This window comes from Agrobacterium sp. LMR679, from assembly GCF_027157905.1.
GTDB lineage: Bacteria > Pseudomonadota > Alphaproteobacteria > Rhizobiales > Rhizobiaceae > Agrobacterium > Agrobacterium leguminum.
Window position 1 is genome coordinate 1,740,421 of the sequence record NZ_JAPVOJ010000001.1, and the last position, 12,763, is coordinate 1,753,183.

The window sequence follows — 12,763 nt, forward strand, 5'->3', positions numbered from 1 at the left end:
GGTTGGTTCTTCATGCCAAACTCACTCTCCTCTGCGGAACAAACTTCTTCCTAAGCGCGACCGTTCAGTTTGCCGGTTTTTCGCCGGTTCAATCAAGGAGAGGGTATCGCATGACTATTTTCAACCAGACGACGCGGCGAGGTTTCCTGCTGGCCTCGGTGGCGCTTGGCGTGGTGTCTTTGCCGGGGCTGAAGCTCCGCGCGGCGGAGCCGGCAAGTGGCGGCACGGCCACCCTGCTCATCTCATCGGAACCGCCGGTGCTGACGACGATCGCGCATACGGCCTATAATTCCGTCTATATATCGCCAAAGGTGACCGAAGGTCTGTTGACCTATGATTTCGATCTCAATCCCAAGCCGCTGCTGGCCAAATCATGGGATGTGAGCGCGGATGGCCTGCGTTACACCTTCAAGCTGAGGCCTGGCGTAAAGTGGCATGACGGCAAGCCCTTCACCTCTGCCGATGTAGCTTTCTCCATCAATACCATCAAGGAAGTGCATCCGCGCGGCCGTAATACATTCCTGAACCTCACAAGCGTCGAGACGCCTGATGAGTTGACGGCTGTTCTGGTTCTTTCCAAACCAGCGCCATACCTCATAACGGCGCTCGCTGCCGCCGAAACGCCCATCGTGCCGAAACATCTCTATGAAGGTACGAAAGTCACCGAAAGCCCGGTCAATCTCGCGCCCCATCGGCACCGGCCCGTTCAAGTTCAAGGAGTGGGTGCGCGGCAGCCATATCGTTTTCGAGCGCAATGCCGATTATTGGGATGCGCCGCGCCCCTATCTCGACAAGCTGATCGTCCGCTTCATTCCCGACGCTTCCGCCCGAGCGATTGCCATTGAAACCGGCGAGATCGATCTGGCCCCCAGCACGCCGGTCGCCTATAGCGATCTCGATCGCCTGAAAGAGCTTCCGAGCCTCGGTTTTGAGACAAACGGCTATCAATATTCGAATTCCGTCAGCCGCGTGGAGTTCAATCTCGAAAAGGATGTGTTCAAGGATGTACGCGTCCGTCGCGCCTTCGCGCATGTGATCGACCGCAACGTCATCTTCAACACCGTTAATTACGGTTACGGCGCGACCATCACCGGGCCGATCAATCCCAAGCTGACGAAATGGTTCGTGGATGATCTGAAAACCTATCCGATCGATCTGAAGGCCGCCGAAGCGCTTCTCGATGAGGCCGGATACAAGCGCGGTGCGGATGGCATCCGTTTCAAGCTCAATCTGGATTACGTGCCCAGCACCGAAGCCTATCCGCGCGGCGCGGATTATATTCGCCAGGCGCTGGCGAAAGTCGGCGTCGACGTGACGGTGCGCACGCAGGATTTCGCCACCTATACCAAGCGCATCTACACGGATCGCGATTTCGATTTTGCCTATGAGGGCATGAGCAATTTCTTCGATCCGACCGTCGGCGTGCAGCGGCTTTATTGGTCGAAGAACTTCAAGAAGGGCGTGCCTTTCTCCAATGGTGCGGCCTACAGCAATCCGAAGGTGGATGCGCTTCTCGAAGCCGCCGCCATCGAGATCGATCCGGACAAGCGCGTTGCGCAATGGAAGGAAATCCAGCAGATCCTCGTAGAGGACGTACCGGCCATCGATATCGTTGCAGCACCAGAAATTACCATCTTCAACAAGCGTATCGCCGATCACACCATCGGCGCCGAAGGTGTGGCGGGAAGCCTCGCCTTCGCGCATATCGCCGCATCCTGATCGTTTCACCAGACCCGGCCCCCTTTGCTGCGGGCCGGGACTTTTCCCTTTCATCGAGGACAAAGCCATGAGCACGTCACTTTCTGAAATCTGGTACACACGCTGCCCGGTGCCCACGCCCGTGGGACTGGCGGCGCAGCTCGGTTATCTCGGACAGACCTTCGAGGAGGTCGGCATATCGCTGAAATCCATCATCGATTCGCCTGACCGTTCCGTTCGTCAGAGCCATTTCAACCACACGCTGGAATGGTCCTTCCGCCACGGCGGCAATGTGCCGCCCATCCGCGCCCGCTCGGAAGGGCGCAATACGCGCCTCATCGGGGTGACGTGGACGGACGAGTTTCAGGCAATCATCACCCTGCCGGAAACCGGTATCCGCTCTGTTGCCGATCTTGTCGGTCGCCGTTTCGGAGTGCCGCGCAGACCGGAAGGCATTGTCGATTTCATGCGCGCGACGGCGCTGAAGGGCATCGTTTCGGCGCTTTCGCTGGAAGGGCTGAAGGTCGAAGATGTCGCGCTAACGGACATCGTCATCAAGGATACGGTGCTGGCCTCGCAGGAAGGGCCGTCGCTATTCGGCCTGAAGCGCCGGCAGTCTTTCGGTGAGGAAATCATCGCGCTGCTGCGGGGCGAGGTCGATGCTATTTTCGTCAAGGGAACGGCCGGTATTGCCGCTGCGAACCTGATCGGTGCGGTGCAGGTGGCGGAGTTCGGTTTTCACCCCGACCCGAAGATACGCATCAATTCCGGTTCTCCCCGCGTATTGACGGTCGACGGACGGCTTGCCGATGAGCGCCCCGATCTGGTGCAGCGGCTGGTTGACGCCATCGCCCGGGCCTCGCTCTGGGCAGAACAGCACCCGGAAGAGACGCGCCGTTTCATCGCGCGCGAGGCCGGCGCGACGGAGGAGCAGGTTCTGGCCGCCAATGGCGCTGAGGTTCACCGCCATCTCGGTCTCGGCCTCGATGCCGACCTTGTCGGTGCCGTCGGCCATTACAAGGACTTCCTGCATCAATGGGGCTTCCTTGAAAACGACTTCGATCTGGGCGACTGGATCGATGACCGTTTCGTCACGCCAAATGAAAGGGCGGTGGCATGAGCGTTGCACTTTCCGCCGTTGCGACCGCACAGGCGCAGCGGCCAGATCCCGTCGCCGTTGCAACCGCGCTGGCCGGGGATTTCAGCCTGACCGCTGCGGACCACGACAAAAGCGGCGAATTCGCCGCCGGTAATTTCGAGGCGCTTTTCAAGTCAGGCCTGCTGGGTCTCGTCACGGCTGAAAAGGATGGCGGCTGGGGCGAAGGCATGGAAACGGCCCATGCCGTCATTACGGCCATTGCCAGGGGCGATCCGTCGACCGCCCTCATCCTCGCCATGCATTACAGCGTTCATGCCGCGATCCGGCGCGGCAGGTGGCCGGCAGCACTTGCGGCAAGGGTACTGGCCGCCAATAGCAGGGAGCCGGCGCTCCTCAACAATGCGCAGGCGGAGCCGGGTGTCGGTTCGCCGGCCCATGGCGGTCTGCCGGAAACGACGGCGCGGATTGAGGGCGATTTTTGGGTGGTCAATGGCCACAAGAGCTTCGTCACCGGCCTGCCGGGCCTGAAATGGGCAATCGTGCTTGCCGTGACGACGGAAGAGACGCCGCGTCTCATCCAGCTTCTGGTTCCTCTCGATGCGGCTGGCATCGCCCAGGAAAAAGCATGGGAGGCGACCGGCATGTACGCCACAGCCAGCCATGATCTGGTGCTGGAAGATGTGAAGGTGCCGCTTGCCGATATCGTCGCCGAACAGCCGGCGGACGAGCCGCTGCGGCGCGATGAAGCGGATGGTTATAATTTCTTCGTGCTGCTGGCTTCCGTTTATCACGGTGTCGCGCTTTCGGCGCGAGACGATCTGTTGCGCCATCTGAATGGCCATGTTCCGGCAAGTCTTGGCGCACCGCTGTCCTCCATCCCCCGCATTCAGGAAGGTCTCGGCCAGATCGAGGTGCTGCTGGCGGCGAACCGCCGCCTCCTTCTCTCCGTCGCCCGCGATGTGGATGCGGGGGAGCGGGTGGGAACCGATGCGCTGGCCGTTCGCCATGTGGTCATCGACAATGCGGTGGCGGTGACGGATCTGGCGCTGGAGCTTGGCGGCAATCGCGGCCTGCGCCGGGATTACGACCTTGAGCGCCATCACCGCGATGCCATCACGGCAAGGGCGCATGCGCCGCAGAGCCATATGATCCGAACGATTCTCGGTCGTCAGAGCATCAAGGCGGCGGGCGGTTGACCGACGAAGCAAAAGGGCGGCCCTGTCCGAGGTGGGCCGCCCATGTTCAAGCCACGCCCATCAATCCCGCAGCAGCGGCAGCAAGCTCTCGCCCTGCCGCTCGATTTCCTTGAGATAGGGCGTGTCGGAAAGCACGAAATGGCTGATGCCCAGCGCACGGTATTTGCGCAGCGACGCGGCGACATCTTCCGCCGAACCGACAAGCCATGTGGTTCCCGCCCCGCCGCCACCGAATTTGCCCGGCGCGGTATAGAGATTGTCGTCCAGCACGTCGCTCTGACGGTGCAAATCCAGCAGGCGGCGCTGGCCGACAGCTACCGCCTGAAGATGGTCGTTCCAGCGTACCCCATTGTTTGCGGCCATTTCGGCAACTTTTGCTTCCGCATCGCGCCATGCCTCGGCCGTGGTGTTTCGCACCAGCGTGGTGATCCGCAGGCCGAATTGCAGGGGCGGCAGATCGCGGCCGAGCTTTTCGCTGAAGTGCCTGAGCCGCTCGATCCTTTCGCGCACGCCGGCGAGCGGTTCTCCCCAGAAAAGCTGCACATCGGCCTCGGTTGCGGCAACCTGCTCGGCCGCTTCGGAAGCGCCGCCGAAATAGAGTTTGGGATGCGGCCGGCCTTCGCGTGCGGCGATGCGCGGCGAAACCGTGGAGTTCGTCACCCGGAAATGATCGCCATTAAAAGTGACGTTTTCTTCGGTCCAGAGCCGCCGCACCAGCCGCATGAATTCTTTCGTGCGGGCATAACGCTGCGCCTGATCGCCTTCTTCATCGCCATAGGCGGCAAGCTCATCCCGGCCGGAAACGATGTTGATCCGAACTCTACCGCCGGAAAGCTGGTCGAGCGTGGCGGCAGCGGATGCGAGGTTGGCGGGCTTCCAGTAGCCGGGACGGATAGCGATCAGCGGCTCGAATGTGGTTGTACGCGCCGCAAGCGCCGCCGCCACCGTAAATGTATCCGGACGTCCCCAGCCGGTGCCGATCAGCGCGCCCTTCCAGCCATGGGTTTCAAGCGCTTTGGCATGGCTCGTCAATGTATCGAGACTATTGTGGTTTTCGCTGACGGCGTCGCCCCGGTGGCCGGGTTTGACGTCATTGGGGATGTACCAGAGAAATTCGCTCGTGCTGCTCACATTATCCGCCTGAATTTTCGTTTTATGGTGCGGTGGAATGGCCCTGCTGACATTTGGCCTTCACCGCTTGTGGCTCCCGGGAGGCGCAAGCCTCCGCAGATGCGAGAATGGCAAAGCGGCGGCGGCCCGGCGAAGCAGCGACGTTTCTTTTGTCGTGCGGCGGAGGAAAAGCTTTCCGTCTGGAAAGCCTATATTGCACATATTTTCTATATAAAAAATTTGAGGAAATGATTCCCTCTGGTCGACATTATCTGCATCGTTGAGAACGCATTTTCTGCATGATTGAATTTGTCTGGATCGATTTTTCGCGAGGCTTCGAAAGGTGAGCAAGGCAATAGTCGACGGAAATCGCGAAATTCACCATGCTTGCGACATACCGCCCACAACCCATGGAGCAGGCATGTGTACCACCTTGATTGTCCCTGGCCTGAATGGTTCGGATGAAGGACATTGGCAGCGGCACTGGTTGCTGGATGATCCCGACTCGCGGCTGGTCGATCAGCATAATTGGCAATGCCCGGTTCTCGAGGACTGGCTCGATCGTCTCGAGGCCGCGCTGGAGACAGTCGAAAGCGCTTATGTCGTCGCCCACAGCCTCGGTTGCCTGCTGGTGGCGAATATGGCGTCTCGCCCCTCGGCCGCCAAGATAAAGGGCGCGCTTCTGGTCGCACCCGCTCATCTCGATCGCGTTGAGGCGATGCATCCCTGTATCGTCCGGTTCGGTGCGTTTCCGCTGCAACCGCTTGCTTTCCCCAGCCTCGTCGTGGGCAGCATGAACGATCCCTATATGGATTGCGAAGAGCTCGCGCACAGTGCGAGCCTGTGGGGGAGCGATCTCATCAATCTCGGCGCCGTCGGGCACATCAATATTGCCAGCGGCTACGGACGATGGCCTGAGGGTTATGCTCTTTTCGAGCGGTTGAAGGCGGATGGCGCATCGGCAACGGCGGTGGCCGGATCGAGATTGCGTAGATTGACTGCCCTGGGCGAAGCACATTTTTGAGGAAATGACTGATCGTTCAGTTCCGTGCCCGATTATCGGCGGCCGGAAACGGATTTTTTCCCACCGCCGCAACCTTAGTCCACATTTGCCGGTGATCCTCCAATTATAGAATAGTAATTTTATGGAAAATATTGACGATTTCGGACGGTCGCCCGAGGATAAGGGGAGTTGAGCAAAGGAGGCGCACATGCCGCAGGGACTTCATGCGTTTACTTTCGATCTGTTCGGTTTGACCCGGCGTCAGCCGCGGGAAGAGGAACAGGTCAGCCTTCATCCTCTGGATCATTCCGGACGCATCAGGCAGGAGAAAAGCGATCTCGAACTCGAACGGGAAGAGATCTGCGAAATGAACTTTGCGATGCTCGGCCTTTATCCGGTCTTCTGACGACCATCAGCGAGGGTGCCTTTTCCCTTCGCAGCGCGGTTTGTCCGGGAGAGAAACTCTCCTCGCCGGATGGAAATTGGAACAAAATTTCTTAAACGCGCCGGGGAATTGGCTACCCTTTCATCATCAAGCGCATTGCCCGAGGGCAGATTGCAAAGGACCTGCCGATGAGCACATCCGATAAACCACTCGATTTTCTGTGGTTCATACCCACCTCAGGCGATGGCAGCTATCTCGGCTCGGATGATCTTTCGCGTCCTGCTGATCCCGGCTATTTTCGGGAAATAGCCCAGGCCGCCGATCGGCTCGGTTATTCAGGCGTGCTCATCCCCACCGGTGTCGCCTGCGAAGAATCCTTCATCCTTGCGGCCAATCTCGCCGCCTATACCGAGAAGCTGAAATTCCTCGTCGCCATCCGTCCGGGCGTCGCTTCGCCCGCTTATTATGCGCGGCTTGCTTCGACGCTCGATCGCGTTTCCCATGGCCGGCTGCTTCTCAACATCGTGGTCGGCGGCAGTGCGCAGGAATTGGCCGGTGACGGCATTTTCCTGCCGCATGACGAGCGTTACGATCACGCCGATGAGTTCTTCCAGGTTTTCAATTCGCTGATCGAAACCGGCAAGGGAAGCCTCGACGGCAAATATATCAAGGCAGTGGACGCAAGACTCGGCCTGCCGCCGGTGCAGGAACCGCGCCCACCGCTTTATTTCGGCGGCTCTTCCGATGCCGGCATCGAGTTTTCCGCCGGTATCACCGACAAATATCTCACCTGGGGCGAACCGCCGGAGCAGGTGGCGGAAAAGATCGCCAAGGTGCGCGCCGTCGCCGCCAAAAAGGGGCGTAAGGTTACCTTCGGCATCCGCCTGCATTTCATCGTGCGTGAAACCGATGAGGAAGCATGGGCCGATGCCGAGCGGCTGATCTCGAAGCTCTCCGACGAAACCATCGCATCCGCTCAGGAAGTCTTCTCCAGGGCTTCGGATTCCGTCGGGCAAGCGAGAATGCAGGCGTTGCACAATGGCCGGCGCGACCGGCTGGAAGTCTCTCCGAATTTGTGGGCGGGCATCGGTCTCGTCCGTTCGGGTGCGGGCACGGCGCTGGTCGGTTCGCCGAAGACGGTGGCGGCGCGGCTCAGGGAATATCAGGCGCTGGGCATCGATACCGTCATCGCCTCGGGTTATCCGCATCTGGAGGAAGCCTATCGGCTATCCGAACTGCTGTTTCCGGAAATCGGGCTCGGCGGACCCCGCAACCAGATACGATCTTCTTTCGGCGCGAAACAGGTTTTCGGTGGCGGCGGTCATGGCGGCAACGTCAAGCTGGTGTCCGGATCCTGATCCTTCGACGGGAGGTGACCTGTGCCTTCCACCTTTTCGGCAGATATCCTTGCAGCGGGACGAAATCAGACGGCAGCACATAAAACATTATTTCTATAGAATATTATCATTATGGAAAACGATGTCTATTTCACCCCCCGCCGCCGCTGCTAGCTATTGAACAATTCAGCTGTTTTCAGGAGCAACCCGATGACATTGCAATATGCGGCCAAGGATCAACAATTCATCAACCTCCGCGACCCGGTCGCCGGCAGGGCGGCGGATGCCGACAGCCTCAAGGCGGCGCTGAGAACGCTGGGCGGCGGCGTCAGTGTGATTACGGCGGGTGAGGGCGACGAGCGAACGGGCGCGACCGTGACCTCGGCCACCGCTTTGTCGGTCGATCCGCCGCGCATTCTGGTGGCGCTCAACCGCTCCTCGTCCACATGGCCGGTGGTGCAGCGTTTCGGTCATCTCGCCGTCAACATCGTCGGGGCGAACCACCAGTTCGTCGCCAATCAGTTTGCCGGCATCGGCGGCCTGAAGGGCCCGGACCGGTATCGCGGTGCGGAATGGACGCGGCTGTCGAGCGGCGCGCCCATTCTCGAAGATGCAGTTGCCGCGATCGATTGCACCATTGAAGAGACGATCGAACGGCACAGCCATGTCATCGTCATCGGCAAGGTGGAGGCGATCCGCATCGGCTCCGGCCATTCGCTGCTCTATCAAAACGGGCGTTATCATTCTCTGGACTGAGCGCCGGTCGTTCGGCGCTTCCACTTTGTCATTCTTTGAGGGAGTTGAGCATGGGATCCGTCACGCCTCTCGGCGAAAGACTTCGTTTCGTTCCTCCACGCCTCGGCGCGGATGTCGATGTGCTGACCGTTGCCCGGACGATCGCCGAAAACTGCGCCGTTGAAAGTCCCGGGCAAATTCATGCGCGGATCGCCCGTTCCGGTCTTCTTGCTCTTTCCGTTCCAACGGAACTGGGCGGGACGGACATCACCAATGATGTTCTCTCGCAGGCGCTCGCCATCATTTCCGCAGCCGATGCGGCGGCGGCGCATGATCTCGTCGAACATTTCACCGCGCTTGAATTCATCAGGAATGCGGGCAGCGAAGACCAGCGCAAGGCGCTCTTCGCCCGTCTCGATCTTGGCGAGACCTTCGCATTGGCGATATCTGCCGCGGATCTGGATCAGGCGGTTACGGTGACGGAAGACGACTACGCCCTGCGGCTTCCCGATGACGTTGCGGGGTCGGTGAGGGGCGACGCGGACTGGATCGTCGTGCCGGCCGTCAACACGGCCGGGCAGCCTTTGCTTGTCGTTCTGCGCAACCGCCCCAATACGTCATGGGAAGGTCTGTTACGCGCCGATCAGGTGGTGTTCCTGGCTCAGGGTGCCGGAAATCTGGCCGTTTCCGTTTCTACCCTTTTGAAAGCGGCCGTGGCTCTGGGGCAAAAGCAGCGTGAACTTTCGGCGCTGCTGATCGACAGGCTGGCCGGCGATGGCGCGGCGCGACCCGTGATAGGCGAGATATTTCTCGCCATCGAGCTCCTGAAGGCGCAGATATCCAGCCTTGCGGCCAATATCGATGCGGCGCAGGTGGGAGCGGAAAACGTCACCTTTCGCTCGGTTCGCAACAATGCCATCACGCTTGAAATCCTGATGGCGCGCCTCGGCCTTGTTGAAGGCGTCAGTGAAGCCGGGCTGATCGCGTCGCTGGACGACGATCTGCGCAGGCAATAGGCAAAGCTCGAATGAATGGCCGTGCGGAACCCTATTCGCCGGCCGGAATGGAGCGGGCGTTCTGCCCATCCTTGGCCACGAATTGTGCGAGTGTCATGTTGTCCAGAATGGTTGCGATAGCGTCACGCACGTCCGTCATCGAAACCCTGACCTGACAGGTCTCCGGATCGTCGCAGTCGTCGCAGGCTTCAAAAGCCGTGCGGCTTGCACAGCGGATGGGGGCCAGGGGGCCGTCCAGCGTGCGGATGACCTGCCCGATCATGATTTCGGATGGCATTTTCGACAGCGAATAACCGCCATTCGGGCCCTTCTTGGAGCGCAGAATGCCGCTATTGCGCAGCTCCAGAAGAATAGTATCCAGGAATTTTTTCGGGATATTGTTGCGGGCCGCAATTTCGGTCACGAAGGCGGTCTCGCCCTGGGGCAATTGCGCCAGATCGACAAGAGCCTTTAATCCGTATTTGCCTTTTTTGGTCAACATCGCATGATCCGAAAAGAGAGTCGGCACGTTTTACGGCGCCGGGCCATATTATTCCTAACTTACTAAGTAGTTTTTAGCGAATTCCGGCGCAAGCCCGTTTCGTCCGGGTTTGGCGCGGAAAACGGCCTGTTGCCGCCTTTTTGGGCCTCCTTCGGCTCTACCGATGGCTTTGCCAGGGCCGGTTCTCGAAAACATCACTGAAAACAATATTTTCTCTGATCGCGCTGCAACGTGGAACGATCATCCTTTATTAGAATATAAAATCGGTAGACAAAGTATGCATCAAAGACACGCGAGGTGATGATGTATACGCTCAGTTTGCTGGACAAGAGCCCGGTTCCAACGGGTGAGGACGCGGCGAGTGCGTTCCGCGACACGATCAATCTTGCCAGACGCGCCGAAGAGCTGGGCTACCGCCGTTTCTGGGTGGCCGAACATCACAATTCGCCGGAGCTTGCCGGTTCCGCGCCGGAAGCGCTGGTTGCGTGGATATTGGCGAAGACCTCCCACATTCGCGTCGGCTCGGGCGGTGTCATGTTGCAGCACTATAGCCCTTACAAGGTCGCCGAGGTTTTCAACGTGCTGTCGTCGCTCGCGCCCGGCCGGGTTGATCTCGGCATCGGCAAGACACCGGGCGGGTTGCCGCTGGCGACGTCGGCCTTGCAGCAGGCCTATGATCCTGCCCGTAAACCGGATTTCGAAACGGCTTTCGGCGAACTCACCACGTTTTTGTCCGGCGCCGCGCCGCAGGGTCACGCACAGGCCGGACTGCAGGCGACACCTGCGCCGCCGGTCGCTGCGGAACGATTCCTGCTCGGCGCCAGCCCCGAAAGCGCAAGGCTTGCGGCTTCAAGAGGGTGGAATTTCGTTTTTGCCGGCCATCTCAATGGCGATGCGGAAGTTCTTCGCCGCAGCCTCTCGGCATTCCGGGAAGAAAGCGGCGGAAGCGCTCCAATCCTTGCCCTGTCGGCTTTTGCGGCCAGCGACCCCGCCCATGCCGCGAGACAGGTGGAAGGTCAGCGCATCTACCGGGTATTCCTCAGCGACGGCAGGGCGTTCAACCTCGGCCGGCGTGAACAGGCGGAGGAATTCGCCCGCCAGTCCGGCGATACCGATTACCGCATCGAAGAGCGCAAGCCCAACGTCCTGCATGGCGGGCCGGAGGATATTCACAAGGCGCTTCGTGCGCTTTCCGAAGAGCACGGCATCGAGGAATTCATCATCGAGCCGCCGCATGTCGGTGCCGATCAGCGGCTTGCCTCGATAGAACTGCTTGCCACGCATCGCCTTTCCCGGGCGGCGTAATTTTCTCTGAGGAGGGAATGACATGACGAGAAAGAAAATCCGTTTCGGCATCATGCTACAGGGCCCCGGCGGGCACATGAATGCCTGGCGGCACCCCAAAAGCCCGGTGGATGCCAGCGTCAATTTCGATTTCTTCAGGAAGACCGCGCTGAAGGCGGAAGCGGCGGGCATCGCCTTCGCTTTCGTGGCGGATGGGCTCTATATCAATGACAAGTCGATCCCGCATTTCCTCAACCGGTTCGAGCCGCTGACGATCCTTTCGGCGCTCGCCTCCGTGACCTCGAAGATCGGTCTCGCCGGCACCGTTTCGACCTCCTATAGCGACCCCTTCACCATTGCCCGTCAGTTCGCCTCGCTCGATCTGCTGAGCGGCGGCCGCGCCGGGTGGAATGCCGTGACGACACCGCTTGAAGGTACGGCGAAGAATTACAGCCGCAACCACCCCGAACATGCGCTGCGTTACGAGATCGCCGATGAATATCTCGAAGTGATCAAGGGCCTGTGGGATAGCTGGGACGATGACGCGTTCCTGCGCAACCGCGAGACGGGACAGTTCTTCGACCGCGCCAAACTCCATACGCTCGGCCACAAGGGCCGCTTCTTCCAGGTGGAAGGCCCGCTCAATATCCAGCGTTCGCCGCAGGGGCAGCCGGTCGTATTCCAGGCCGGTTCCTCCGATGCCGGCATCGGTCTTGCGGGCAAACATGCGGATGCCGTCTTCACCAATTCCGCTTCGCTGGAGGAAAACCAGACCTTCCTCAAGCGTGTAAAACAGAGCGCCGTTGCGCAGGGCCGGTCCGCTGCCGATGTGAAGATTTTCCCCGGCATCGGCCCGATTGTCGGCGAGACGCAGGAAGAAGCGGAGGCGAAATACGACGTCATTCGCGACCTCATCACCATCGAGGATGCGCTCGCTTATCTCGGCCGTTTCTTCGATCATCATGATTTCAGCGCCTATCCGCTGGACGAGCCTTTCCCTGAGCTCGGCGAGATCGGCAAAAACAGTTTCCGCTCCACGACAGATCGCATCAAGCGGCGCGCCAAGGAAAAGAACCAGACGCTGCGCGAGGCGGCGCTGGAGGCAGCGACCCCGCGTGAAGGTTTTATCGGCACACCAGACAAGGTGGCGGACGAAATCATCCGCTGGGTGGAGCACGATGCGGCCGATGGCTTCATTCTGGGCTTCCCGGTGATTGCCGAGGGACTGGACGATTTCATCCGCCTCGTCATCCCGGTGCTGCAACGGCGCGGTTATTTCGATCCGCATCTGGAAGGGGCGACGCTGCGCGACCATCTCGGCCTGCCTTTCAGGGAAAGCGTCTATTCCCGCCGCGAAAACGGGTCGGACAAGGCCATCGCCTGAGCTTGCTGCCGGGCGGAGACGATTGCCGCCCGGTG

The 12,763-nt window shown here is 60.0% G+C and carries 11 protein-coding genes and 1 pseudogene; 10 read left to right on the forward strand and 2 right to left on the reverse strand.

The genetic code is table 11. The features are described 5' to 3' along the window. Nucleotides 1-110 precede the first annotated feature (110 nt). The 3 genes and pseudogenes from O3W47_RS08180 (at nucleotide 111) to O3W47_RS08190 (ending at nucleotide 3,993) form a co-directional block, all read left to right on the forward strand. Nucleotides 111-1,719, forward strand: a pseudogene (locus O3W47_RS08180) (ABC transporter substrate-binding protein). Between the two features lie 67 nt (nucleotides 1,720-1,786). Beyond that, nucleotides 1,787-2,818 carry an ABC transporter substrate-binding protein gene (locus tag O3W47_RS08185; protein ID WP_269313428.1) on the forward strand — a complete coding sequence of 344 codons (1,032 nt, stop codon included), beginning with the start codon at nucleotides 1,787-1,789 and terminating at the stop codon, nucleotides 2,816-2,818. Beyond that, nucleotides 2,815-3,993 carry an acyl-CoA dehydrogenase family protein gene (locus O3W47_RS08190; protein WP_269313429.1) on the forward strand — a complete coding sequence of 393 codons (1,179 nt, stop codon included), beginning with the start codon at nucleotides 2,815-2,817 and terminating at the stop codon, nucleotides 3,991-3,993. Before O3W47_RS08185 ends, O3W47_RS08190 begins: the two co-directional genes overlap by 4 nt. A gap of 60 nt (nucleotides 3,994-4,053) precedes the next feature. On the opposite strand, the gene O3W47_RS08195 is transcribed toward O3W47_RS08190, so the two are convergent. Continuing rightward, nucleotides 4,054-5,124 carry an LLM class flavin-dependent oxidoreductase gene (locus O3W47_RS08195; protein WP_269313430.1) on the reverse strand — a complete coding sequence of 357 codons (1,071 nt, stop codon included), beginning with the start codon at nucleotides 5,122-5,124 and terminating at the stop codon, nucleotides 4,054-4,056. A gap of 400 nt (nucleotides 5,125-5,524) precedes the next feature. Here O3W47_RS08195 and O3W47_RS08200 point away from each other — a divergent pair, with 400 nt between their 5' ends. The 5 genes from O3W47_RS08200 (at nucleotide 5,525) to O3W47_RS08220 (ending at nucleotide 9,579) form a co-directional block, all read left to right on the forward strand. Next, nucleotides 5,525-6,127 carry an alpha/beta hydrolase gene (locus O3W47_RS08200; RefSeq protein WP_269313431.1) on the forward strand — a complete coding sequence of 201 codons (603 nt, stop codon included), beginning with the start codon at nucleotides 5,525-5,527 and terminating at the stop codon, nucleotides 6,125-6,127. 187 nt (nucleotides 6,128-6,314) lie between these two features. Further along, complete coding sequence (locus O3W47_RS08205) at nucleotides 6,315-6,512, forward strand: hypothetical protein (RefSeq protein WP_003524684.1); 198 nt, start codon at nucleotides 6,315-6,317, stop codon at nucleotides 6,510-6,512. Between the two features lie 167 nt (nucleotides 6,513-6,679). Continuing rightward, a complete protein-coding gene (gene ssuD / locus O3W47_RS08210; protein ID WP_269313432.1) occupies nucleotides 6,680-7,849 on the forward strand; it encodes an FMNH2-dependent alkanesulfonate monooxygenase in 1,170 nt (389 codons plus the stop codon). Between the two features lie 189 nt (nucleotides 7,850-8,038). Further along, on the forward strand, nucleotides 8,039-8,584 hold the full coding sequence (locus O3W47_RS08215) for a flavin reductase family protein (RefSeq protein WP_149741745.1): 546 nt from the start codon (nucleotides 8,039-8,041) through the stop codon (nucleotides 8,582-8,584). A gap of 50 nt (nucleotides 8,585-8,634) precedes the next feature. Next, nucleotides 8,635-9,579, forward strand: coding sequence for an acyl-CoA dehydrogenase family protein (locus tag O3W47_RS08220; RefSeq protein ID WP_080819230.1), 945 nt, complete (start codon nucleotides 8,635-8,637; stop codon nucleotides 9,577-9,579). A gap of 31 nt (nucleotides 9,580-9,610) precedes the next feature. Here O3W47_RS08220 and O3W47_RS08225 read toward each other — a convergent pair whose 3' ends face one another. Then, a complete protein-coding gene (locus O3W47_RS08225) occupies nucleotides 9,611-10,060 on the reverse strand; it encodes an RrF2 family transcriptional regulator (RefSeq protein ID WP_127755725.1) in 450 nt (149 codons plus the stop codon). Between the two features lie 300 nt (nucleotides 10,061-10,360). Here O3W47_RS08225 and O3W47_RS08230 point away from each other — a divergent pair, with 300 nt between their 5' ends. Continuing rightward, nucleotides 10,361-11,365, forward strand: coding sequence for an LLM class flavin-dependent oxidoreductase (locus tag O3W47_RS08230; RefSeq protein WP_167857049.1), 1,005 nt, complete (start codon nucleotides 10,361-10,363; stop codon nucleotides 11,363-11,365). A gap of 22 nt (nucleotides 11,366-11,387) precedes the next feature. Continuing rightward, nucleotides 11,388-12,728: an LLM class flavin-dependent oxidoreductase gene (locus O3W47_RS08235; protein ID WP_269313433.1), complete on the forward strand. Its 1,341-nt coding sequence runs from the start codon at nucleotides 11,388-11,390 to the stop codon at nucleotides 12,726-12,728. Nucleotides 12,729-12,763 lie beyond the last annotated feature (35 nt).

What these genes read in the sequence shown, in the direction of transcription:
- ssuD (WP_269313432.1), top strand. Translation starts at nt 6,680, where the DNA reads ATGAGCACATCCGATAAACCACTCGATTTTCTGTGGTTCATACCCACC.
- O3W47_RS08200 (WP_269313431.1), top strand. Translation starts at nt 5,525, where the DNA reads ATGTGTACCACCTTGATTGTCCCTGGCCTGAATGGTTCGGATGAAGGA.
- O3W47_RS08220 (WP_080819230.1), top strand. Translation starts at nt 8,635, where the DNA reads ATGGGATCCGTCACGCCTCTCGGCGAAAGACTTCGTTTCGTTCCTCCA.
- O3W47_RS08215 (WP_149741745.1), top strand. Translation starts at nt 8,039, where the DNA reads ATGACATTGCAATATGCGGCCAAGGATCAACAATTCATCAACCTCCGC.
- O3W47_RS08205 (WP_003524684.1), top strand. Translation starts at nt 6,315, where the DNA reads ATGCCGCAGGGACTTCATGCGTTTACTTTCGATCTGTTCGGTTTGACC.
- O3W47_RS08225 (WP_127755725.1), bottom strand. Translation starts at nt 10,060, where the DNA reads ATGTTGACCAAAAAAGGCAAATACGGATTAAAGGCTCTTGTCGATCTG.
- O3W47_RS08230 (WP_167857049.1), top strand. Translation starts at nt 10,361, where the DNA reads ATGATGTATACGCTCAGTTTGCTGGACAAGAGCCCGGTTCCAACGGGT.
- O3W47_RS08185 (WP_269313428.1), top strand. Translation starts at nt 1,787, where the DNA reads ATGAGCACGTCACTTTCTGAAATCTGGTACACACGCTGCCCGGTGCCC.
- O3W47_RS08235 (WP_269313433.1), top strand. Translation starts at nt 11,388, where the DNA reads ATGACGAGAAAGAAAATCCGTTTCGGCATCATGCTACAGGGCCCCGGC.
- O3W47_RS08190 (WP_269313429.1), top strand. Translation starts at nt 2,815, where the DNA reads ATGAGCGTTGCACTTTCCGCCGTTGCGACCGCACAGGCGCAGCGGCCA.